The 24341-nt window shown below is 39.9% G+C and carries 21 protein-coding genes and 2 other annotated features; of the genes, 19 read left to right on the plus strand and 2 right to left on the minus strand.

Going from position 1 to position 24341, the window contains the following annotated elements:
• The first annotated feature begins 117 nt into the window (after window positions 1-117).
• The 12 genes from NSQ44_RS01535 (at window position 118) to NSQ44_RS01590 (ending at window position 13883) form a co-directional block, all read left to right on the plus strand.
• Window positions 118-1341 carry a CynX/NimT family MFS transporter gene (locus NSQ44_RS01535; RefSeq protein ID WP_340854588.1) on the plus strand — a complete coding sequence of 408 codons (1224 nt, stop codon included), beginning with the start codon at window positions 118-120 and terminating at the stop codon, window positions 1339-1341.
• Between the two features lie 193 nt (window positions 1342-1534).
• The gene (locus NSQ44_RS01540; RefSeq protein ID WP_340854590.1) at window positions 1535-2656 is read left to right on the plus strand and encodes an ABC transporter ATP-binding protein; all 1122 of its coding nucleotides are present in this window, start codon (window positions 1535-1537) and stop codon (window positions 2654-2656) included.
• Window positions 2653-3579, plus strand: a complete 927-nt coding sequence (locus NSQ44_RS01545; RefSeq protein ID WP_094244979.1) for a carbohydrate ABC transporter permease — start codon at window positions 2653-2655, stop codon at window positions 3577-3579. Before NSQ44_RS01540 ends, NSQ44_RS01545 begins: the two co-directional genes overlap by 4 nt.
• Window positions 3576-4388 (plus strand): carbohydrate ABC transporter permease, encoded by an 813-nt coding sequence (locus NSQ44_RS01550; RefSeq protein ID WP_094244980.1) that lies wholly within the window; start codon window positions 3576-3578, stop codon window positions 4386-4388. Before NSQ44_RS01545 ends, NSQ44_RS01550 begins: the two co-directional genes overlap by 4 nt.
• Before the next feature lie 15 nt (window positions 4389-4403).
• A complete protein-coding gene (locus NSQ44_RS01555) occupies window positions 4404-5753 on the plus strand; it encodes an ABC transporter substrate-binding protein (protein ID WP_339210874.1) in 1350 nt (449 codons plus the stop codon).
• Window positions 5754-5803: 50 nt separating this feature from the next.
• Entirely contained in the window at window positions 5804-6547 is a 744-nt protein-coding gene (locus NSQ44_RS01560) for a glycerophosphodiester phosphodiesterase (protein WP_198318557.1), read from the plus strand.
• A 454-nt stretch (window positions 6548-7001) separates the two neighbouring features.
• On the plus strand, window positions 7002-7700 hold the full coding sequence (locus tag NSQ44_RS01565) for a response regulator transcription factor (protein WP_063388212.1): 699 nt from the start codon (window positions 7002-7004) through the stop codon (window positions 7698-7700).
• Window positions 7690-9099 carry a sensor histidine kinase gene (locus NSQ44_RS01570; protein WP_063388213.1) on the plus strand — a complete coding sequence of 470 codons (1410 nt, stop codon included), beginning with the start codon at window positions 7690-7692 and terminating at the stop codon, window positions 9097-9099. The genes NSQ44_RS01565 and NSQ44_RS01570 overlap by 11 nt, the downstream gene beginning before the upstream one ends.
• Window positions 9100-9128: 29 nt before the next feature.
• Complete coding sequence (locus tag NSQ44_RS01575) at window positions 9129-9992, plus strand: VOC family protein (protein WP_340854594.1); 864 nt, start codon at window positions 9129-9131, stop codon at window positions 9990-9992.
• Between the two features lie 123 nt (window positions 9993-10115).
• Window positions 10116-11312, plus strand: coding sequence for a Ger(x)C family spore germination protein (locus tag NSQ44_RS01580; protein WP_066247093.1), 1197 nt, complete (start codon window positions 10116-10118; stop codon window positions 11310-11312).
• A gap of 26 nt (window positions 11313-11338) precedes the next feature.
• Entirely contained in the window at window positions 11339-12475 is a 1137-nt protein-coding gene (locus NSQ44_RS01585) for a GerAB/ArcD/ProY family transporter (RefSeq protein WP_340854596.1), read from the plus strand.
• Window positions 12468-13883 (plus strand): FMN-binding glutamate synthase family protein, encoded by a 1416-nt coding sequence (locus tag NSQ44_RS01590; RefSeq protein WP_340854598.1) that lies wholly within the window; start codon window positions 12468-12470, stop codon window positions 13881-13883. The genes NSQ44_RS01585 and NSQ44_RS01590 overlap by 8 nt, the downstream gene beginning before the upstream one ends.
• Window positions 13884-13889: 6 nt before the next feature.
• On the opposite strand, the gene NSQ44_RS01595 is transcribed toward NSQ44_RS01590, so the two are convergent.
• A complete protein-coding gene (locus tag NSQ44_RS01595) occupies window positions 13890-14369 on the minus strand; it encodes a ferritin family protein (RefSeq protein ID WP_094244986.1) in 480 nt (159 codons plus the stop codon).
• A gap of 188 nt (window positions 14370-14557) precedes the next feature.
• Window positions 14558-14807, plus strand: a binding site (T-box leader).
• 55 nt (window positions 14808-14862) lie between these two features.
• Window positions 14863-15115 (plus strand) — a binding site (T-box leader).
• Window positions 15116-15300: 185 nt separating this feature from the next.
• Between NSQ44_RS01595 and NSQ44_RS01600 the strand changes: the two genes are divergently transcribed.
• Both NSQ44_RS01600 and NSQ44_RS01605 read left to right on the plus strand, forming a co-directional pair.
• Window positions 15301-16371 carry a branched-chain amino acid aminotransferase gene (locus NSQ44_RS01600; protein WP_340854599.1) on the plus strand — a complete coding sequence of 357 codons (1071 nt, stop codon included), beginning with the start codon at window positions 15301-15303 and terminating at the stop codon, window positions 16369-16371.
• 98 nt (window positions 16372-16469) lie between these two features.
• Complete coding sequence (locus NSQ44_RS01605; protein WP_340858077.1) at window positions 16470-17264, plus strand: HAD family hydrolase; 795 nt, start codon at window positions 16470-16472, stop codon at window positions 17262-17264.
• A 223-nt stretch (window positions 17265-17487) separates the two neighbouring features.
• On the opposite strand, the gene NSQ44_RS01610 is transcribed toward NSQ44_RS01605, so the two are convergent.
• A complete protein-coding gene (locus NSQ44_RS01610; RefSeq protein ID WP_063388220.1) occupies window positions 17488-17808 on the minus strand; it encodes a thioredoxin family protein in 321 nt (106 codons plus the stop codon).
• Window positions 17809-17968: 160 nt separating this feature from the next.
• On the opposite strand from NSQ44_RS01610, the gene NSQ44_RS01615 reads away from it, so the two are divergent.
• From NSQ44_RS01615 to NSQ44_RS01635, 5 genes are all read left to right on the plus strand, one after another.
• The gene (locus NSQ44_RS01615; RefSeq protein WP_340854600.1) at window positions 17969-19066 is read left to right on the plus strand and encodes a D-alanine--D-alanine ligase; all 1098 of its coding nucleotides are present in this window, start codon (window positions 17969-17971) and stop codon (window positions 19064-19066) included.
• Window positions 19067-19122: 56 nt separating this feature from the next.
• Window positions 19123-20487: a UDP-N-acetylmuramoyl-tripeptide--D-alanyl-D-alanine ligase gene (locus NSQ44_RS01620; RefSeq protein WP_340854601.1), complete on the plus strand. Its 1365-nt coding sequence runs from the start codon at window positions 19123-19125 to the stop codon at window positions 20485-20487.
• 317 nt (window positions 20488-20804) lie between these two features.
• On the plus strand, window positions 20805-22184 hold the full coding sequence (locus NSQ44_RS01625; RefSeq protein ID WP_340858078.1) for a DEAD/DEAH box helicase: 1380 nt from the start codon (window positions 20805-20807) through the stop codon (window positions 22182-22184).
• Window positions 22185-22320: 136 nt separating this feature from the next.
• The gene (locus tag NSQ44_RS01630; RefSeq protein ID WP_063388223.1) at window positions 22321-22800 is read left to right on the plus strand and encodes a PH domain-containing protein; all 480 of its coding nucleotides are present in this window, start codon (window positions 22321-22323) and stop codon (window positions 22798-22800) included.
• Entirely contained in the window at window positions 22790-24217 is a 1428-nt protein-coding gene (locus NSQ44_RS01635) for a PH domain-containing protein (RefSeq protein ID WP_340854602.1), read from the plus strand. Before NSQ44_RS01630 ends, NSQ44_RS01635 begins: the two co-directional genes overlap by 11 nt.
• Window positions 24218-24341 lie beyond the last annotated feature (124 nt).

The raw sequence follows: 24341 nt of genomic DNA on the forward strand, positions 1-24341 counted from the left end.
TTCAATTGAAAAGTTTACATTCGGTTTTGTTTGTTTTATTGATTTTTTTGGTGATGGGGGATTAGTATATAAATATTGGTTGTTAAGGCAGGCTAAAGGAAATAAGGGGGGATTTTGATGGAGCACAATGCGTTGGAAAGTGCAAAAGCAATACATGCCCGGAATACGTTTTTCATTATCGGCATCATCCTTGTTGCGTTTAATTTGCGTCCGGCCATTACATCGGTGGGGCCGCTCGTCGGTTCTATTCGGGATGATCTAGGAATTACCAATGGGGCGGCAGGCCTTTTGACGACAATTCCGCTCATTGCATTTGCTGTTCTTTCGCCTCTTGCTCCGAAGATGGGAAATCGATACGGCAATGAAGCAGCTGTCTTTGGCGGGCTAGTTGTACTTTTTGCTGGGATGATTGTCAGATCCTTTGGTTCTACCGTTGGATTATTTTTAGGGACTGTTATGATCGGGATTGGTATTGCTGTTAGCAATGTCCTCCTGCCGGGGATTGTAAAAAAGAAATTCCCAGAAAGAGTTGGTTTGATGACAAGTGTTTATTCAACGGCGATGGGGATGCTGGCAGGCACTGCTTCAGGATTGAGCATTCCACTGTCGGAAGGTTTGGGGCTAGGATGGAGGAACGCTTTGCTTTTTTGGGCAGTATTGGCTATTTTGGCTTTATTTTTATGGCTTCCTCAAATACATTGGAAAGAAGGCCGTGCGCCTCGGCAAACTGGAAACGCAGCAGGTGGATTTTTGCTGCGCTCGCCTCTCGCTTGGCAGGTCACTTTTTTTATGGGGTTTCAATCATTTTTGTTTTATAGTTCCATTGCGTGGATTCCGGAAATTTTACAGGCGGATGGGCTGAATGCTGCAACTGCCGGCTGGATGTTATTTCTTATGCAGATTGCCGGTTTGCCTACCACCTTTATGGCTCCGGCGCTTGCTGACAAGTTTGCAGATCAAAGATGGATTGTAGCCGTTTTAGGAGTGGTTTATATAGTTGGTTTGATTGGTCTGTTAAATGGAGGCGGTATTTTTTGGATCATCTTATGGATGACTTTCATTGGCATTGGCCAAGGAGCGAGCGTCGGGCTGGCTTTGGCTTTTTTCGGTCTTAGAACGAGAAGCGCCGAACATGCATCTGCATTGTCGGGGATGGCTCAGTCAATCGGTTATTTGCTGGCTGCTTTCGGCCCTATTTTGTTTGGCTTTTTGTATGATCAGACCCATTCTTGGACGATGACCATCATTTCATTTATTGCCGCTTGTGTTTTGATGACGGCGTTCGGTTTAGGAGCCGGGCGAAATAAATATGTTGAAATGGAAGCAGATGAACGGGAATGAAAGCGGATGTTGATTGCCGCTTTTTTTTGTTGAAAAAATGTTTTTTACAAAAGATTCAAAGCAATTTTACAATTTTCCAATCTTTATTAACATTTCGTTAAAAGTTTCCGCTTAAAATGAAATGTATGGAATCCATGTAATTCCCTGTAAAAAAAGGTGGATTCGGCATGTTTCGCAGAAAGGAGATTCCGAAATGAAAAAAGTGGATTTACTCAATGTTTCAAAATCATACGACGGCCATCACTACGTCATTCACGAGATCTCTGTGTCAATCGAAACCGGAGAATTTTTTGTTCTTGTAGGGCCTTCCGGTTGTGGGAAAAGCACGATGTTAAGGATGATTGCAGGATTAGAAAATATATCCGAAGGTGAAATTTGGATAGAGGGGAGAAAGGCCAATCATTTGCTTCCTCATGAACGTGACATTTCAATGGTGTTTCAAAACTATGCGCTGTTTCCCCATTTAACTGTCGAAAAAAACATTCGCTTCGGCTTGCATACAAAGAAAATCAGCAAGCAAGAACAAAAAAGAAGATGCCAAGAAGCGGCTGAAATGCTTGGTTTGACGGAATTATTAGACCGCAAACCTCGCGAACTTTCCGGGGGACAGAGGCAGCGTGTTGCTTTAGCGAGAGCGATTGTCACGCAATCTTCAATTTGTTTAATGGATGAACCTTTGTCAAACCTTGATGCGAAGCTAAGAGCAAAAATGCGTTCGGAAATACGGCAAATCCAGCGGCAATTAGGCATTACGATGATTTATGTTACACACGACCAAATCGAAGCCATGACCATGGCCGACCGCATGATGGTTTTAAATAAGGGGGAAATCCAGCAAATCGGAAGGCCGCTTGATATTTATAATCGGCCTGCCAACACATTTGTCGCCTCCTTTATCGGTTCTCCCCCGATGAATCTTGCGAAGGTGAAGTTTGAAGGGAATGTGCTGATTTTTGAAGATGGGCGAGCCTTTGCCATTTCTGAAAAAGTGAGCAAAACTGTAAAAGAAAAAGATTTGCTGATCGGTATTCGGCCTGAAGCGATCCGATTGGCTCGAAACGGAGAAAATGCCCTAGTGGTCACAACAGTCAATAGTGAAATATTAGGTACTGAAACTTTTATTTCCTTTCAAATGGCAAATGTTCAGTGGGTGGCTCGTTGGAATGGGCAATGGAACATACCAATTGGCAAGAAAATACCAATTATTGTCAATGAACAAGACATTTTTCTTTTTAGTGCAAAAAATGGCCAACGATTATATTCATCTCCACAAGAAAAAAGTTCATTTTCTTTGGAGGAGGAGATACTGCTATGAAAGCTGAGACAGAGCTGCCGGTAAAGGTTGAAGAAAAAGAAAAAGGGCGGCGGACATTGCCGATGTTTGTCCAAGGAGCACTTTATTTGTCACCCTCGCTCGTGCTGTTTTTCATTTTTTTGTTTTATCCGATGGCTAGAACAATCTATTTGAGCTTGTTTTTGACCGATGGACAAGGAGAGCCGATCCGTTTTGTCGGGTTCGAAAATTTCACTTATTTATTCCAGTCGCCAAGCTTTCAAAATAGTATAAAAGCTACCGTCTTATTTGTTCTTTATACGGTGCCTGCGGGCATTTTGCTCGCTCTGTTTTTAGCAATTATTGCAAACGAAAAGTTAAAGGGGATCGGTTTTTTCCGAACAATTTTCTCTTCGACAATGGGGATGAGTGTCGCAGCGTCTTCTGTCATCTGGATGTTTATGTATAACCCGGCGATCGGCCTATTCAATCAAATTGTTCAAGTTTTTGGGCTTTCTGAAACGCAATGGCTGCTGGATCCGAAATATGCGCTGTTGGCCGTTTCGGCAGCAACGATTTGGATGAATACCGGTTTTGCTTTTCTTGTGCTGCTGGGAGGCCTGCAAAACATCGATCAACAATTATACGAGTATGCCAAAATTGCTGGTGTCGGCTATTTTTATCAATTAAGGAAGATTACTCTTCCGCTGTTGTCGCCCACTTTGTTTTTCATCATTACGGTTTCGCTGATCAATGCGTTCCAAACCTTTGGGCAGATCGATATGTTAACAAAAGGCGGACCGATTGAAACAACCAATGTGATTGTTTATTCCATTTACAAAGATGCTTTTATAAATCATAATATCGGCTCTGCAAGTGCTCAGGCGGTGCTGTTGTTCTTTGCCATTTTGCTAGTCACATTGCTGCAATTTAAGATTGGCGAGAAGAAGGTGCATTACCAATGAGAACGGCCAAAACCATCATTTTATACATCCTTTTGATCATGTCAGCGGCGGTTATGGTTTTTCCGATCTTTTATGCATTTATGATCAGCTTTATGGAAGGAAGAGAAGTTTTAGGAGGACGCATTATACCGCAATCTTTTACATTTGATAATTACATGTCCGCTTTTGAACGAGTGCCGCTTCTGCGTTATTTGTGGAACAGCTTTATCGTTTCGCTGGCGATCATGGTGGGCCAATTAGTTGTGTCAAGTTTAGCTGCGTTTGCTTTTGCTTTTTTGACGTTTCGTGGAAGAGATTTTCTGTTTTTCCTTTTTATCTCCACGATGATGATTCCATGGGAAGCAACGATGGTTCCGAATTTTATGACCGTGCAAAAATTGGGGTGGCTTAATACATATACAGGTTTGACCGTTCCATTTTTTGCTCTCGCATTTGGGACATTTTTGCTTCGGCAGCATTTCAAAACGATTCCAATCGAATTGTATGAAGCGTCACTGGTGGCCGGCATTTCCCGTTTTCGTTTTTTTTGGAGCGTCGTTCTTCCGGTTTCCAAAACTAGTTTAGTAACCTTAGGGATTTACAGCTTTTTAACGGCTTGGAATATGTATTTGTGGCCGCTTCTTGTGACAAACAATGATTCGGTCCGAACGGTGCAAATTGGTCTGAAGCAAATGCAGTCGCAAGAAATTTCTACTGAATGGGGGGTGGTTATGGCAGCTGTGGTCATCGTTATTTTGCCGACGTTAATTCTGCTGTTTGCTGGACAAAAAAGGTTGCAAAGCGGGTTGACACAGGGCGCAATTAAATAAGGAGGTTGTCCAATTATGAAAAAACCAATGATGCTGCTTTTCTTTTGCCTACTGCTTTTTTTAAGTGCATGTTCAAGTTCCAACCAACCATCCAGTTCTGAAGCAAATGGGGAAAAGCAAAATCAGTCCGATGGAGAAAAAACGGAAGTAATTTTTTGGCATGCGATGGGTGGTGAATTAGAGCCTGTTCTCAATGAAATCGTGGACGAATTTAATAAAAAGCAGGAGAATATTGAAGTAAAGCCGATTTTTCAAGGTTCATATGAAGAAGCGCTGACAAAGTTTAATACTGTCGCAGGTACGAAAGATGCCCCTGCCATAATGCAAATTTTTGAAGTGGGGACGAAGTATATGATCGATAGCGGAAAAATACAACCGGTGCAAAAATTCATTGATGAGGAGAATTATGATACTTCCCAATGGGAAAAAAACATTTCAAACTATTATTCGGTTGGCGGAGTGCAATATTCGATGCCGTTTAATTCTTCAACCCCCGTATTGATTTACAATAAAGATGTCTTTAAAGAAGCCGGTTTGGATCCAGAAAAGCCGCCAATGACATACAGCGAGTTGAAAGACGCAGCCAAAAAATTGACGAAAGGCCAAGAACGCTACGGCTTTTCCATTTTAAATTACGGCTGGTTTTTTGAGGAGCTTTTAGCAGTTCAAGGCGGGCATTTCGTTGACCAAGAAAACGGACGCGAGGGCAATGCACAGAAAGCGGTTTTTAATAGTGAAGAAGGTTTAAGAGTTTTTGAATTGATAGCCGACATGTACAAAGAAGGTACATATTATAATGTTGGAACAAACTGGGATGATATCCGCGCCGCCTTTCAGTCAGGCAAAATCGCCATGTATTTGGATTCCTCCGCCGGCGTGAAAGCAATTGTAGACAACGCCCCATTTGATGTTGGCGTTTCATATTTGCCGGTGCCGGATAATGTTGAAAGACAAGGCGTCATTATTGGCGGGGCATCTATTTGGATGTCAGCGGGCATAGAGGAAGAAACACAAAAAGCGGCATGGGAATTTATGAAATATTTAACAACACCGGAAGTACAAGCAAAATGGCATGTAGAATCTGGTTATTTTGCAATCAATCCAAAAGCGTATGAAGAAGATATTGTGAAACAAGAATGGGAAAAATATCCGCAATTAAAAGTGACGGTTGACCAGCTTCATGATACAAAGCCAACGGCCGCTACTCAAGGTGCGCTTATTTCCGTATTTCCTGAAGCGCGGCAAAAGATTGTAACCGCAATGGAAAACATTTATCAAGGCATGGATCCGAAACAGGCTCTTGACCGGGCCGCCCAAGAAGTGGATCGTGCGTTGGAAGTTGCAAACAAAAAACAGGAAAATTAACATGCAGCGCGAAATGTTTTATAGATTTGTAGTTTTAAGGAGAGATGAAAATGGGTGAAACGATGCATATTTATGCTCATCGCGGGTTTAGCGGCAAATATCCTGAAAACACGATGGCTGCTTTCCGTGCAGCAGCCGAATTAAAAGTGGAGGGCATCGAATTGGACGTGCAGATGACAAAAGATGGTGAAGTTGTAGTGATTCATGATGAGCGAGTGGACAGAACGACAAACGGGACAGGTTTTGTGAAAGATTATACGTATCAAGAACTAAGCCGATTTGATGCAGGAAGCTGGTTTCACCCGGATTTTTCAAACGAAATGGTTCCGAGATTGGGAGAAGTTTTGCGGTTTATTTCGTCAATCGGCGATCCGATAACGGTAAACATCGAACTGAAAAACAGTCTGTTTCGCTATTTGAATTTAGAGGAAAATGTATTGCATGAGGTTTATCGCTATTCTTTGCAGGATCGCATTATTATTTCATCATTTTGCTACGAAAGTTTGGAAAAGGTTCGAAGTTTAGACGAGAACATTTCTTTAGCTTTTCTAATACAAGGCATCAAAAGAAATGCCGTTGAGAAAGCGAAAGCCATTCATGCGGACATCCATTGCCAAAAATCTTTTGCCTTAAGTAAATATGGAAAAGAAGCTGTCAATGAAGGATGCCGTTTAAGGGTTTACACTGTCAATCATGTAAAAGACTATATCCCCTTGAAGGAGGCCAATGTGTCTGCCATTATCACAGATGTTCCGGATGCATTTATAAGCCTTGTAAATGAAGGGGCTGTCTGAAAAAAGACCATTTTCGTATCATATGTTTCCAAATAAAAGGCCCAAGAATGTAGATATAACAACATTCTTGGGTTTTGTTTTTTATGATTAGGCTGAAACCCCATTTTTCAGGTTCAGCTTTTAGTTGAAAATGCCGCATATGCAATGGTTGCAATGGCCGGATCGTACGTCGCCAAGTCTTTGAAAGGACAAGTACACATATATGATGGGAAAAATGATAATTTTAAAGGCTTTTGCCTTTTGGACGATATGCTCAACAGCGCCTTTAAAAAATTCATTTATCCTCTCCCTCCGTTGCTGTTTTTCATGAGTAAGCTTATCTAAAACAGATGAACAAATTATGACAAACTGTTATGGAAAAATTAATTTATCGGAACAGAGGCTGCGGCGGTTGATTCTGATTACCGGCTCGTTTATCTTGAAAATAAGAGTTGTTTTAGCGGGAGGAAGAGAAATGAAAATTTTAGTGATCGAAGATAATGAAAGCGTCTGTTCGATGCTAAATATGTTTTTTATAAAGGAAGGGATTGAAGGGGAATTTGTCCATGATGGACTTGAAGGCTACCAATCCGCTAAGAGTGGCAATTGGGACTTGCTCATCATCGATTGGATGCTTCCCGGAATGGATGGAGTCACGCTTTGCAGAAAATTAAGAGAAGAAGAACACTCCGTTCCGATCATCATGCTGACCGCTAAAGACAGTGAATCCGATCAAGTGATCGGACTTGAAATGGGAGCCGATGATTATGTCACGAAACCGTTTAGCCCGATTGCACTAATGGCGAGAATAAAGGCAGTGGCGAGAAGATATAACAAGCAAGAACCTCGTCAAAAAAACATTGTGACAACCAAACACTTTAAAGTGGACAAAGATGCAAGAGAAGCGTATTTTAAAGGACAATCGATTAATAACCTAACTCCAAAAGAGTTTGACCTCCTTTATCATTTTCTCACACATCCGCGCCAAGTATTTACGAGAGAGCAGTTGCTGGAAAGTATATGGGGGTATCAATTTTACGGGGATGAAAGAACGGTTGATGTCCACATGAAAAGGCTGAGAAAGAAGCTCGGGCCTGAAGCGCAAAACTTCCTTCACACGGTTTGGGGGGTGGGATATAAATTCGACGAATCGGTGAAGCACGATGAAACTTAAATATATGTATCAGCTGCTTATTAGCCATATAGGAGTTTTAGTCATTGCATTCTTGATTTTGAGCTTTTCCTTTGCAAAATATGTTGAAAACTATGTTTATCAAAATAAAGTAGAAGAATTGATTGCCTACGGCCAAAACATTTTACATGATTATAGCCGCGATAATTGGGGCGGAAACCGGATTTTGGATCAATACCGGCAGGTGCTGAGGACACGAAATATTATGTTCAGTGTGTTTAATCAACAAGGCGAAATTTTTTATCCGGAAGCTGGCTTTTTCCCGCGGTTCACAATGTCAGAAAAAGAATGGGAGAGTTTGGAGGATGGCAAAATTGTCGTGGTCAAGCAAGATTTAAAACGGTTTGATCAGGCGGTATCCTTCGTTTCTTTGCCATTCATCGTGAACGGGGAGCTGATGGGAGGAGTTCTCCTAGTTTCGCCGATAAGCGGTTCAAGAGAGACCATCAGCGACATTAATCAGTTTTTATTTTATACAATTTTAATTTCGTTGACGGTTTCATTTTTGCTAAGCGGTCTTTTATCGAAGCTGCATGTTCGGAGAATTCAGAGGATTCGTGAAGCAACGTCAATGGTGTCATCTGGAAACTATGACGTCCAGGTGAATGCCTCCAAAATCGATGAAATTGGTGAGCTGGCAAGCGACTTTAATGAAATGGTAAAAAAGCTTAAAGCTTCTCAGGAGGAAATAAGCAGGCTTGAAAAAAGAAGGAGACAGTTTATTGCAGATGTTTCTCATGAGTTGAAAACTCCGCTTACAACGATCAGCGGTGTCATTGAAGGATTAAAAAGCGATATGATTCCTGAAGAAGAAAAAGAAAGAGGCATTCAATTAGTAAGCCAAGAGGCAAAAAGGCTGATTCGGCTAGTTAATGAAAATTTGGACTATGAAAAAATTCGGTCGAATCAAGTAAAGCTAAATATAGAACCTATACAGTTAATTGATGTGTTTGAAATTGTGAAGGAACAGCTTCTTTCACAAGCTGAGGAGAAAAATAACATTATGATCATTGAAGCGGATGAAAATGAAATCATTTATGCTGATTATGATCGCCTCATTCAAATTTTGATCAATATTGTTAAAAATAGCATTCAGTTTACACAAAACGGAAAAATATTTTTGCGGGGGAAACCTGGATATAAGGAAACAATCATTGAAATCGAAGATACCGGGATCGGAATGGACGAAAAAGAAATTGAAAACATTTGGCAGAGATTTTACAAAGCAGATCTGTCAAGAACAAACAATAAATACGGGGAATTCGGGTTAGGACTCTCAATTGTGAAGCAGTTAGTGCTCCTGCATCAAGGAGAAATCAACGTGACAAGTAAAAAAGGCAAAGGAACGAAATTTGAGATTAAACTGCCTGTCAAAAGCTAAAGAATCTTGTAGAAGGGATTGGATAATACATGGAGCTTGCATTTCATCGTTCGCCCAATAAATATATCGGGGGAGTATCGATCAAAGTGGAGGATCTTAAGAGATCTATTGCGTTTTACCACAATTTATTGGGGTTTAAAATATTAGAGCAAAAGGAAAATAAAGTCGTTTTTTCTGCTGATGGAAAGAAGCCGCTATTGATTGTCGAACAACCGGATAATGTAATAAGAAAACAAGTTCGGACGACAGGGTTATATCATTTTGCCATTTTATTGCCGGGAAGGAAAGATTTAGCTAATGCCCTTTATCATCTCATTCAAATGAACTATCCGCTGCAGGGTGCTTCCGATCATTTGGTCAGTGAAGCGGTCTATTTGGCAGACCCGGATGGAAACGGCATTGAAATTTATGCTGATCGAAAGTCGGCGAATTGGGAATGGAATCAAAATCAAGTTGTGATGGACACGATTCCGTTAGATATAAACGATTTATTTTCTGAAAGAGATTCAGAGGGCTGGCAAGGGATGCCTGAAGCAACCATTATTGGTCATGTTCATTTGCATGTTGCCTATTTAGATGAAGCAGAACAATTTTATTGTAAAGGCCTCGGTTTTCAAATGACATCAAAATATGGATCTCATGCATTATTTATTTCTAGCGGCAAATACCATCACCATATTGCGTTAAATACTTGGAACGGTATAGGGGCTCCAAAGCCTCCTGAGAATAGTGTCGGGCTTAAATGGTTCACAATCATTTTGCCGAATAAGGAAGAAAAAGATCAGGTGATCAAGAGATTAAAAGAAATAAATGCACGTATAACTGAAAAAGATGGAAAAATATACACAATTGATCCTTCCGGAAATCAAATTGAAATAACGACAGCTCATTAAAAATCGATCATGAACATGGACGCATTGGCGTCTTTTTTTTGTGCAAATTTTTCTTGCATTAAGAATAAAAAAACGAAAAATGCAAATATTAACAAGAAATAAAAATGCTGGAGTTAAGCAAAAATGAAATTCAAAAAGATGCTTTTATTTGCTGTTGTTTTGTTGTTGTTATCCGGCTGCTGGAACCGAAGAGAATTAAACACGATTGCCATTCAAGTGGGTTTAGGGATCGATAAAGAAGGAGACCAGTATGTGGTGACCTCGCAAATAGTAAACCCTGGTCAAATTGCCATGCTGATGAGTAAAGGGGATAAAACTCCTGTTATGACTTATCAAGAGAAAGGTCACACCATCATTGAAGCTATACGGCGAATGACCACTGCTGTTCCAAGGAGAATTTACTCTTCTCATTTGCGGATTTTAGTAATCGGTGAGGAATTAGCAAAAGAGGGAATTGGGGAGGTGCTTGATCTTTTGTCACGCGATCATGAAATGAGAACAGATTTTTATATAACTGTTGCAAAGGATGCCAAGGCAGGGGATATTTTAAAAGTTTTAACAGCGTTAGAAGATATCCCGGCGAACCAGCTTTTTAATTCTCTTGAATTATCAGATAAGCAATGGGCGCCGACAATATCTGTAACTCTTGATCAATTGTTATCGGATTTAAGCAGCGAAGGGATCGAAGTGAAACTGACAGGAATATCAGTAGAAGGCAATCAGCAAGTCGGTGAAACGAAAGCCAATTATGAACAAATTGACCCTGAAGCAAAATTAAAATTTAAAGGAATCGCTTTGTTTCACCAAGACCGATTAATAGGCTGGCTGGATGAACAACAGAGCAGAGCACTTCATTATATTATCGGCAAAGTACATCGAACGATCGAAGAAATTTCATGCAAGAATGACGGAAAGATAAGCATTGACATTTTTTCTGCAAAAAGTCAGCTAAAAACAAAAATGCATAAAGGCAATCCCGTTGGTGAAGTTCATATCGAGGCTCAAGGAAATGTAGCGGATGTACAATGCAAGCATCTCACAATAACAAATACAAAAACGATAAGGAAGATAGAAAAAAAGACGGAAGAAAAAATAAAACAAGAAGTTGAAAAAGTTCTTTCGAATGTTCAGCAAAATTACCGAGTCGATGCTTTCGGTTTTGGAAAATCATTGTATCGGGACGATTATAAAAATTGGAAAAAAATAAAAAAACATTGGAAGGAAACGTTCACTGAACTTCCAATAAAAACTACTGTTGATGTCAAAATTCGAAGAACAGGCACGATCAACAATCCTCCGCTTCACAAGATGGAGGATTGAGAGCAGGGAAATGGAAGGAATTTTATATGGAAAAAGCAAAAATCGATGGGTTACAGATGTTTTCATTTATGTTTTTGTTTCAATTTGGAAGTCTGATTGTCACAGGGCTAGGATTGGAAGTAAAGCAAAATAATTGGATCGCCGTGTTAGTTGTTTCCGGAATTAACATTCTCCTTATTTTATTGATTTACGGTCCAATTTATAATCGTTTTCCAAACCTCACCTTGACAGGAATATTTTTGGAAAACACAGGGAAAATTGTTGGTACAGTGCTTTCAATCATATATAATTTTTATTTTATCTTAATCGCCGGCTTTATATTGCGGGATACTGGGGATAACATGATTAAATATCTTTTGCCTGAAACGCCTATTGAAGTGGTTTTATTGATGGGAGTTTTACTTATTTCTTATTCATGCTTTTTAGGAATTGAAGTGTTCGCAAGAGTTGCCCAGCTGCTTTTCTTTATCATGATCACTCTAGGGATAATGGGAAATTTTTTAGTGTTTGCCTCCGGAATTGTTGATCCAATACATCTTTTGCCAATTTTAGAAGATGGCTTATTTCCTTTAATCAAAGCGGTGTTTCCGTCTATCATTTCTTATAGCGAAATGGTTGTCTTTTTCATGATACTTCCATACTTAAACAAACCTCAGAACGGTGTGCGAATTGGAACGTTATCGGTTTTATTCAGCGGTTTGGCCGTTTCATGGACTTTTGCATTAACTATTGCAGTGCTTGGGGTGTACGGAACGGAATTAGCCGATCTCCCTTTGCTTGATACAGCACAAAAAATCAATGTCGGCGACTTTTTTCAGAGAATGGATCCGATTGTCATTTTAACTTTGTTTATCGGCCTTTTCGTAAAATTAAATATTTTTTTTTATGCAGGAGTTGTAGGGATGGCGGAGCTGTTTAAAAAACAAAAGCACCAGCCTTTTATACTGCCTGCAGCAATCTTGATTTTTGTCATTGCAATTGTAAGTGTGGAAAATGAGATTGAAAAAAAAGAGCTTTTTAAGGAAAAGCTTCCATTGTTCATTGAGCTGCCGATTTTAATTATTATTCCTTGTATATTGCTGGTGATCATAGCCATTCGCGGCAAATGGCAAAAAAGAAAGCATCTACAACCTTATTCAAAAGGATCGATGAAGGATGAATGAATTTTTGGTAATAGGTGCATTATTATTAAGTCCCTTGCTGACATATGCGATCGTGTTATTAACTATTCGCCCTCTTATTAAAAGAGCTGCTTCATCGTTTACGAAAATTCTCATGGGTGATCCCTATATGGAAAATGTATGGGAAATGGTCAGTGCCTTTACGCGGATAAGTCCAAGGATTGTCGTTGAGAACAGCTTGAGGGCTGCAGAAGGGAAAATTATTGACCGTCCGTTTGGTAGCCCGCGAAAATTTCTTAACTTTGACGGACTTGTTTTTTCACCCGCTCAACTTGCAATTTTTCCTGCAAAAGAGGACGCAAAAGTGGAAATGAAAACGGTTATTGGTCCCTTGGCCAAAAAACCTCTCACAATTGATATGCCTGTTTTGCTTGGCGGGATGGCATATGGTCTTGGCGTAAGCGAACAAGTTCGAATTGCCCAAGCCTGGGGAACAGCCGTTGTCGGAACAGCCTGTAACATCGGTGAAGGGGGATTTTTGCAAGAGGAACGTGAACGTGCAAAGCATTTGATCGTTCAATACCACACTGCGAATTGGGGGAAAAATGCAGATGTATTAAAACAGGCAGATGCTGTGGAAATCCATATTGGGCAAGGAGCTTCAGCTGCTGTCCCGGCAAGAATTTCACCTGAATTTTTGCAAGGAAAAGCCCGTGATATATTAGGTTTAAAACCGGATGAGACCGCAGTTATTCCAAGAAGATTCAATGAATGGAACAGTCCGAACGATTTAAGAAAGGTTGTAAAAGAATTAAAACAACTCACTGGAGGAGTCCCGATCGGAATCAAAATTTGTGCAAGCAACAGGCTTGAAGAAGATATTGAATACGGACTTTTGGCAGGTGTGGATTTTATTTCGATTGATGGCGGTCAGGCAGGTACAAAAGGATCGGCGCCGATCATACAAGATGATTTCGGATTGCCGACGATTTATGCATTGACTAGGGCTGTCCACTATATAACAAAAAGAGAAATGAAAGGAAAAGTGAGCTTATTGATTGGCGGCGGAATCAATACTCCCGGGGATGCATTGAAGGCTTTGGCGCTTGGAGCAGACGCTGTTTATATAGGAACTGCTGCTTTATGGGCAATGACGCATACACAGGTCGTAAAAACAATACCATTTGAGCCACCGACGGTATTGGCCTTTTATAGGGGAAGAATGGCGGATCAATTTAATAAAGAGGAGGCAGCATATTATTTATCTAATTTTTTAACGTCATTTTCGGAAGAAATACAGGTCGCTGTCAAAGGTTTAGGGAAAACAAATGTTCATGATGTGAACAAAAGTGATCTTGTCGCACTTGATGAAACAACAAGTAAAATCACAAAAGTCCCTTTAGCATTTGACCCAAATGAGACCGCTCATATGACTGGAAGCAAAAATTGATTTCGACTATTTCTTGTTTAGTACGTGGCTAAATCTTAACGCATGTTCAATTTCATCAGTCATGGCTCTAAAGAAAGCATCTCGAATCATTGGATCTTGTGTAGATAAATAATTATCGCGGTATGTCTCATATGCTTCCAATTCTTGTTCATAAGCGATCCGCAGACCTTCTTGGAAATTTCGGAATCGAGTTATTTTTGTTTGATAAACCGGTTTTTTTCCTGTTAATGTTTGATAAAGCTGCGTGAATGTTCGTAAATGTATTTTTTCGTCTTCTAGCGCATGTTCAATTGCCTGTCTCTGTTCAGAAGTTGCCGCCGCCTTTGCCAATCTTGTGTAAAAATCAATGGCACTTGCTTCAGATGAAATTCCGTTTAAGATAGCCTTCAGTATATTGTCAATGGAGCTGTTATATCTATTTTGTCTAATGAAGCTGTGGTCGTAAACTGGATAATAGTAGTTTACATAATGTGTATTAGCATACATGCAAATATCCCACCTTTCATTTTTCTTATGTCAGTGTATTCAGATATAGAGAAAAAGTGATGAATTGGATGAAATCGAGACGTGTCGGAAACAAATTTTTGTTAAAAACTAAATTCTTATTGACTTAAAACGAAAGAGATTATATAATCATTTTCAAAATTATTTACTAAATAAATTATTTTCAGATAAGAAAAGCAAAGAAAAGGAGCAGTAAAAGAGGCCGGTGGCGCATAGAGAGCTGACCCTCAGGCTGAAAGGCCAGCCGTCCACCACTCTTTGAAGGTCACCTTGGAGCTTTGTTTTAGAAATAGCGCAAGCTAAAGTATAAAGCAACGGTTCTTCCGTTATCAAGAAAAGTCATGTACATGACTTGCTGAGTCTGTATTTCGCGAGGAATACAGAAAAGTTGAGTGGTACCGCGAATAACTCGCCTCAACAATCCAATACTTCTTTTTTGGATTGGGGCGAGTTTTTATTTTGATAATTTCATATGAAAAAGGTGAGGAAAAGGAGCAGTAGAAGAGAGCGATGACGTATTAGAGAGCTGACCCATAGGCTGAAAGGCCAGCCGTTATCTCTCTTTGAAGATCGCCTTGGAGCCTTGTTTTAGAAATGGCTTTTTGCCAAAGTATAAAACAACGGATCTTCCGTTACGAAGAAAGTCATCTATGTGTGACTTGCTGAGTCTGTATTCTGTGAGGAATACAGAGAAGCTGGGTGGTACCGCGAAGCATCTCGCCCCAGCAATCAACCGATATTTTATGCGTTGGTGATTGCTGGGGCATGTTTTTTTAATTGGCTATTTCGCCATGCTGCCCGCTAAAAGAAAAGCCCGTTTTAGCCAATCAAGCATTCAATAAAAATTGGCAACCAAATAGGTCTAGTCAGCAGCGCACAATAAAATTAAAATAATGAGAAAGGATGGATGAACATGAATCAAGTTATTGAATTTATTAAATCGGACCGGTTGAAAGAAAAGCCTGATCTTGAATCGTTAGGATTTGGAAAACATTTTACAGACCATATGTTTATATTGGATTATAATGAGGAGCAAGGGTGGCATTCCCCGCGTATAGTGCCTTTTGAACCGTTGGTGCTGTCGCCGTCAGCAATGGTATTCCATTACGGACAAGCAATTTTTGAAGGGCTGAAAGCTTATAAAACGAATGACGGCCGCACATTGTTATTCAGACCGGATAAAAATATAGAGCGATTGAACCGCTCTTGCGAACGAATGTGTATCCCGCCCATTGCCCCTGATCTAGTATTGGAAGCCATTGTACGGCTTGTTGAAGTGGAAAGAGATTGGATTCCAAATAAAGAAGGCACTTCTTTATATATCAGACCGTTCATCATTGCAACCGAACCATATTTAGGAGTTAGACCAGCAAGCGAATACAAGTTTATGATTATCCTGTCGCCAGTTGGAGCTTACTATTCAGGCCGTCAGCTCGTGCCTGTAAAAATTTATGTTGAAGATGAATATGTTCGCGCTGTACCGGGAGGAGTCGGTCATGTTAAAACTTCCGGAAACTATGCAGCTAGCTTATACGCCCAAAAAAAAGCGGAGGAATTAGGATACGATCAGGTGCTCTGGCTCGATGGAAAAGAAAATAAATATGTTGAAGAAGTTGGAAGCATGAACATTTTCTTCAAAATCAACGGTGAAGTGTACACGCCAAAATTAAACGGAAGCATTTTGAGCGGTATAACAAGAGACTCCGTTATCCAGCTAGTGAAAGATTGGGGAGTACCGGTGCATGAAGAACGCATTTCAATAGAAGATATCTTCAATGCCTACAAAAACGGGGAATTGGAAGAAGTTTTCGGAACAGGAACAGCAGCGGTAATTTCGCCGGTCGGAGAGCTGAAATGGAATGAGCATAAAATGCTATTGAATAATTCTGAAACAGGCGAGTTTTCTAAAAAGCTTTATGAAACGATCACGAACATTCAATACGGAAAAGCGGAAGACAAGTTCGGCTGGACGAAAGAGGTATAATTCAATTTTATTTGCTTTCGAATCAGAAATATTGGCAGTGTCAAAAAATTGTTTTTAGGTAAGAATGGAACAGAATATGGAGAGGAGATAGATGATTGATTAAAGCTGTTTTTTTTGACTTAGATGATACACTTCTTTGGGATGAAAAAAGCGTCAGCGACACATTCCAATATGTTTGCACCACAGCCGAAGAACAATACGGGGTTGATTCAAAACAGCTTGAGGAAGCGGTTCGTCAAGAAGCGAAAAAATTGTATGAATCTTATGAAACATATCCATTTACAAAAATGATTGGCATCAATCCGTTTGAAGGCCTTTGGGCGAATTTTAGCGAAATCGTGCACGAACAGTTTGGGAAGCTTAATCAATTGGCGCCTGTTTACAGAAAAGATGCTTGGACGAACGGTTTGAAGGCGGTCGGTATAGATGATGCTGAATTCGGGGAAAAGCTGGCTGAGCTTTTTCATGCAGAACGGCGCAAAAGACCGCTCGTATATGAAGATACATTTGAAGTATTAGAACGGCTGAAACAAAACTATCGTTTGCTTCTTTTAACAAACGGGGATCCAAGCCTGCAAAAAGAAAAGATTGCTAGTGTTTCTGCTCTCTCATCGTATTTTGAGCATATTGTCATTTCAGGTGAGTTCGGCAAAGGTAAGCCTGATCCGTCAATTTTTGAACACGCACTAAACTTAATGGGTGTTCAAAGCAATGAAGTGGTAATGGTTGGAGACAAACTGAGCACTGACATACTTGGGGCATCACGGACAAATATCCGGTCTGTTTGGATTAATCGAAAGCAGTTGGAGCTTAGCGGAGAAGTCACTCCAGACTATGAAATCAGCCAATTAAGAGATTTATTGACGGTTTTAGAGGATTTAAAAAAGGAATAGAAATATTTTGATAGGAAAAGAATGAGGCTGGACTGGATGAAAAAACATCCGAAGTCCAGTTTTTTTAGATTCGTGCTTTTTATGAAAGGGCTGTCTTAGAAAATCAAATCGCCATTGAAAACAAAAAATCATAAACACCGATATATCAACGTTTCTAAAACATTAATAGGGGCGTCTATAAGCCGTAAAAACGACTTATTAGACACCCCCAGCGGCTTTTTCTTTATTTAAGATGCGAGCCTAAAAATTCTTTCACTTCCTCAGGTGTTTTTGCGTATGCGCTGTGCAGATGAGCGATTTTTTCGTTGTTTTTAAAAATTAAAATGCTTGGAATTCCCATTACTTGATATTTTTCAGCTAGGTCGGGGAATTGATCTTTATTGATCTCATACCATTCATATTGACCGTATTCTTCTAAAATGTCGCCGATAAACATGTCCATTCTTTTGCAATCAGGGCACCAATCGGCAAAAAACTTGATGATGGTTTCTTGATTGCTCTGAATCACTTGTTCAAACTGTTCTGCTGTCTCTATTGGCTTCATTGGATAACCCCTCCTTCCTTCGTATTTATTTTAATTCATGGTAAAGAAGAAGTGAATTTTTTTCTCCCGCAAATAAATTGTTCGGCAATGATAACAAAAACAACCTATATAATGATAAAATAAAACAGATGATTTTTTTCAAAACGGGAGGAAAAAATAAATGGCAATCAAACTGGCGCTTGTATATGGGGGCAAATCTGCCGAGCATCAAGTATCATTACAAACAGCTCGGGCAGTAATAAACGCTCTCGATAAAAATAAATTTGACATATATCCAATTTACATTACGGAGCAAGGGCAATGGGTAAAAGGAAAGCAATTGAACGGTCCAGTTGAAAGAGTAGAAGACTTGAAGTTTCTAGCGGGAAATTCCGAAGCTGGAGAAAAAGGTGAACATTTGCCGGTACCTTTCAGTCAAGAGCTATTTAACGCTCCAGGAAGCGCTGATCCAGTCCATATCGTATTTCCGCTATTGCATGGACCGAATGGTGAAGATGGAACGATACAAGGAATGCTGGAATTGCTGAATATACCTTATGTTGGGAATGGAGTTTTGGCTTCAGCAGCAGGAATGGATAAAATCATTATGAAAAATTTATTTGCCCAAGCAGGACTTGCTCAGGCAAAGTACGTTTGGTTTACGAACAAAGACTGGGAAAAAGATAAAGAGGAGGTTTTTCAAAAAGTCGAGGAGCAGCTCGGATATCCTTGCTTTGTAAAGCCAGCCAACCTCGGTTCAAGCGTAGGTATCAGCAAGGCAAAAGATCGGCAATCGCTCATTCAATCTATTGAAGAAGCGTTTCTGTATGATCGGAAGCTGATTATTGAAGAAAGTATTGATGGAAGGGAAGTTGAAATCGGAGTAATTGGAAATGACGAACCGATCTGTTCTGTTGTTGGGGAAATTGCTCCGAAAAAAGAGTTTTACGATTATAAAGCGAAATATGAAGACGGAGATACGGAGCTCATTATTCCAGCTGACATAACGGAAGAGCAATATGAACAAATCAAGAAAATGGCGCTGAAAGCATTTAAAGCTATCGATGGTTCTGGACTTGTTCGGGCAGACTTTTTCTTGAGAAAAGACGGAACACCGTTGATCAATGAAGTGAACACAATGCCTGGATTTACGCCGTTTAGCATGTTCCCTCTTTTATGGAAGCACAGCGGCATCGATTATCCGGCGTTGATTGAAAAATTGGTTCAGCTTGGAATCGAGCGATATGAACTAAAACAGAGAATCAAGTATACTATTTAAAGATCGTTCTTAGGGCGGCTGTGTAAAGCCGCCTTTTGAAAGGAGAACAAAATAGCATGATAAAACGGCAATTATCAGCAATTAAGCAGATGGCAAACAACGCAGAATTAAAAGAGGAATTTGAGAAGATTACCATCGAAGGAGTAACGACTGATTCGCGGAATGTCCGTAAAGGAAACTTATTTGTACCCATTATTGGCGAAAAGTTTAATGGACATGACTTTGTCGAGAAAGCGTTCGAAAATGGTGCTCATGCCTCCTTATGGTCTAGATCAGTCCCGAATCCGCCGCAAGACAAACCATTGATCATTGTCGACGACACCTTGGCAGCATTGCAGCAGATTGCTTCTCACTATTTGTTGGCAGTAAACCCAAAAGTAGTAGGGATTACAGGCTCTAATGGCAAAACAACGACAAAAGATATGATCGCATCGGTTGTGGGCACTCGGTATCGCGTGCATAAAACGAAAGGGAATTTCAACAACCATATCGGTCTGCCTTTAACAATATTAGATATGCCTGAAGATACAGAAGTGGCCGTATTAGAAATGGGCATGAACGCTAAGGGAGAAATTGAATTATTATCATCAATTGCACGTCCTGATATAGCCGTCATTACCAATATCGGCGATGCTCATTTACAAGATTTAGGCTCTCGTGAAGGGATTGCGGAAGCAAAGCTTGAAATTATAAAGGGTTTAAAAGAGAATGGAACGCTCATTTATCATGGTGATGAGCCTTTGCTAAAAAAAGATTATTCATGTCAAACCGTAACGTTTGGAGAAAATAAAAACAATAATCTTTTTCCGACATCAATGGAGCTGTTGGGTGAAGGAACACGGTTTCGCGCCAATATAGCTGAACAGCCTTTTTTTATCCCTGTTTTAGGCCGTCACAATGTTTTAAACGCATTGGCAGCGATCGCTGTTGGAGAACTCCTAAAGATCGGACTGGATCGTATTGAAAAAGGGCTTCGCGATTTGAAAATAACAAACATGAGACTTGAAATGATTCAAACGAAGAACGGTCTGTCCATCATAAATGATGCATATAACGCGAATCCTACAGCGATGAAAGCAGCCATTGATCTAGTCCATGGTCTAAAAGGATATTCGCAAAAAATTCTTGTCTTAGGGGATATGCTGGAGCTTGGCGAAAGAGAAGTTGAACTTCATCAAGAAGTAGGAATGATGCTGTCTGATCAAGAAATTGATCACCTCTTTACATTTGGAAAGCTCGGAAAAGAAATTGCCGTTGGTGCAAAGAAAGTTATAGATGAAAGAAAAATTCATGTGTTTTTTGACAAAGATGAACTAATTCATGAATTAAAGAAAGCTCTAGGCTCAAAAGATCTTGTGTTAGTGAAAGCGTCTAGAGGAATGAAGCTGGAAGATGTTGTTCATGCATTAATGGAAGAATAAAATAAAACATCATTTTGCTTGTGCTTTTGTTTTTATGCTTTTTTAGCTATAGTGCGGTAAGTTGAAATAGATTGATGGAAATGGTATGATAACACCTGCGGTGAATGGATAAAAATCCCTATGCGTACTTTCTAGCAAAAAATCGGAGTTTACACTGATTCTCACGACTATGATAAGCTTACAGTTTCTAGAAAATACGCACAAGAGCCTTTTTATCCAGCAGCGCTTAATAAAAGTCTTAAAGGAGTTTGGAAAAATTGACAAATTTGTTTCACCAGTTCGGGTTGAGTCCGGAGCTGTTAAAATCAATAAAAAGAATGGGCTTTGAAGAAGCGACTCCCATTCAAATGCAGGCGATCCCTTTAGGCTTGAACAATAAAGACATCATTGGACAAGCGCAAACAGGGACAGGAAAAACAGCAGCTTTTGGCATCCCTTTAGTAGAAAAAATTAATGTTCATGATTCAGCTGTTCAAGCGATTGTGATAGCCCCAACACGGGAACTTGCTATACAAGTATCAGAAGAGTTATATAAAATCGGCTATGATAAACGGACAAGAGTATTGCCGATTTACGGAGGCCAGGACATTTCCAGGCAGATTCGGGCTTTGAAGAAGCCGCCCCACATCATTGTTGGAACACCTGGAAGGTTATTGGATCACATACGGCGCAATACGCTGCGGCTTGATTCTGTGCACACTGTCGTTTTAGATGAAGCGGATGAAATGCTCAACATGGGGTTTATTGATGATATTGAGCACATTCTTTCAAATATTCCAAGGGAGCGTCAAACCCTTCTTTTTTCTGCGACAATGCCTGGTCCAATTAAATCAATTGCAGAACGCTTTATGAAAAATCCGACTCATGTCCGTGTAAAAGCGAAAGAAGTAACGGTTCCAAATGTGCAGCAATATTATTTAGAAGTGCCTGAAAAACAAAAATTTGACGTTTTGACAAGACTTCTTGATCTGCAATCACCGGAGCTTGCGATTGTGTTTGGCAGGACAAAGCGCCGAGTGGACGAACTTTCTGAAGCATTAAATGTCCGCGGCTATTCAGCAGAAGGAATTCATGGCGATTTAAGCCAAGCGAAACGTTTATCAGTTTTGAACAAATTTAAAAATGGAGCCATTGATGTACTTGTTGCAACAGACGTAGCAGCCAGAGGGCTTGATATATCTGGTATCACCCATATATATAATTTTGATGTGCCTCAAGACCCTGAAAGCTATGTGCATAGAATTGGAAGAACAGGACGGGCTGGGAAGTCAGGAAAAGCGATGACGTTTATAACCGCAAGGGAACGCGGTATTTTGGAAACCATTGAGCATACAACAAAAAGAAAAATGGATCGAATGCGTCCTCCTACTTTAGATGAAGCACTAGTAGGAAAACAAAAAATGACGGTCGAAAAAATTTGCTCTGTAGTGGAAACTGAAAATTTAGATCAGTATAAAAATTTTGCTGCGGAGCTATTGGAAAAATATGATTCCGTCCCATTGCTTGCTGCAGCTATTAAAATGTTAACGAAGGAGCCGGATACGACACCTGTAAAATTGACGGAGGAACCTCCTCTCCCTATGAAGAAAGAAAAAAGCAGAAATAAACGAAAGCTTGATTTAAAAAACAAACGGGTTGGACGGAAACGCTCCTTTCATTCAGCAAGATCGACAAAAGGATGGGCTAGCCCAAAATAATTGGAATGAAAAAGAATAATCAGACATGGAAAAAGAGGCATTCCAAAACTTGGAGCTGCCTCCTTTTTATATATTTGAAACTTTTTGCCTAAATGAAACGTAATTTTTTACAGAAGGAGACAAGGGAGGGAAAAACTTGCGGCGCGAACCACAAAATCGCATTAGTCCTAAAGCTGTTACTGTATGGAAGATCACTGCGGCTATTTGGAGCATCGTTGAGTTGCTGGTGATCATAGGCATATCCTTATTGATATTTTTTTTCAACTGGCCGAAATGGATTATTCCTATATTGGCAATTATTTGGTTGGTGTCTTCTATTTGTTCCATTTTCATTTTTCCAAATATTCGGTTGAAAATATGGCGATATGAAGTTCATGAGAATGAACTGGATTTGCAGCATGGATTGTTTACAGTTACCCGTGTGCTTGTTCCAATGGTGAGAGTTCAGCATGTAGATACCTCACAAGGGCCGATTTTAAGAAAATATAACTTGGCGACTGTAACTATTTCCACTGCAGCAACGGTTCACGAGATTCCTGCCCTGGAAATGGAAGAAGCGGATCAGCTTCGCGATTATATCTCGAAATTGGCACGGGAGGCGAAGGATGATGTATGATCAGAAAAGATTGCATCCCGTAGCTGTTTTAGTGAAAATTGCGAAGGCGATTAAAGAAATTATAGTAACGAATATTTTCTTGTTTGTCACAAACATAGGAAACATCCGGTCGTTTTTATTGATCGGAACGATTCTAGCACTTATACTCACGATCATTTTCAGTGTGTTAAATTGGTTGAAATTTACTTATCGCATTGAAGAAAATGAATTTCGTGTTGAGCAGGGCGTTTTTTTTAAAAAAAATCGATATATACCGATTGAAAGAATTCAATCCATAAATGTAACCGCCGGTTTCATCCAGCGCCTCTTCGGTGTAGTGAAGCTTGAAATCGAAACAGCGGGCGGCATGGGCGAAGCAGAGGTTGAACTTAGCGCCATACGGAAAGAAGAGGCAGAACAGATTCGGACAATCATCAAGGAGCAAAAAAGACAAATAGCACAAGGAGAAGCAGAGCAAGACAAACTGGAAGAAGGAAGGGTTCTTTACAAAATAAGCTTTAACGAACTGCTTATTACTGCAGCAACTTCAAGCGGCTTAGGGGTTGCTCTGTCAATCGTAGCCTTTTTAAGCCAATTTGATGAAATTATTCCGTACGAAAAAATATTTGACAAGCTGGAATGGATTGTCCATGCAAGTGTGACGATGATTGTCATCTTATGTTTGATTGGTTTGATCATTGCGTGGATTATAAGCTTTATCGGGGTTTTACTCCAGTACGGAGATTTTATAGTTCGAGAAGAAGCCGGACAGATTATTATTTCAAGTGGCATTTTTGAAAAAAAACAGATTTCTATACCAATAGATCGTATTCAAGCAATTAAAGTAACAGAAAATTGGCTGCGCCAGCCTTTTGGATATGCAACTGTACATATTGAATCGGCGGGAGGCGGAAGTGACAAGGATGTCGAGACCATTTTGTTTCCGTTAATTCGGAAGAAACAAGTTAAAGAAAAGGTTGAAAGCTTTTTTCATTTGACGATAAACGAGACACTGCACCCGGTTCCGCGGCGTGCGTTGTCCAGATTTTTGCTCCGTATGCTGATTTTATCACTTCTCATAGCCGTCCCTTTATGCTTGTTTTTTAAACCATGGGGCTACTTATCACTTATTCTCATTCCTTTTGCACTGGTGCTCGGATATTTTCAATATAAAGATACAGGTTGGTATTTAAATGGAAAAGAATTGACGCTGTCTTTCCGCGTGTTGAATAAGACAACCGTCTTTTTCGAAAAAAAGCGGATTCAATCATTGGAATTGAAACAATCCTATTTTCAGAGACAAAAAGATCTGACTTCTGTTCAGTGCAGTATTATTTCCAAGTCTACTGGAAGCTTTTTTGCTGTTAAAAACCTCGAGGAAAAGGACGGAATGGAAATTTATAAATGGTTTTCAAGAAGAAGTGAAGGACAAGTTTAGAAGCTCCCATCTCTCATGTGGATGGGAGTGATTTAAATTTTTACAACACATATAAAATAGCCGCAAGTATAAAAACGAAAACAAAAATCCATATCGACCATTTTTTGAAAAATAATTTCATTCC

It is taken from the genome of Aeribacillus sp. FSL M8-0254, from assembly GCF_038008845.1.
GTDB lineage: Bacteria > Bacillota > Bacilli > Bacillales > Aeribacillaceae > Aeribacillus > Aeribacillus composti.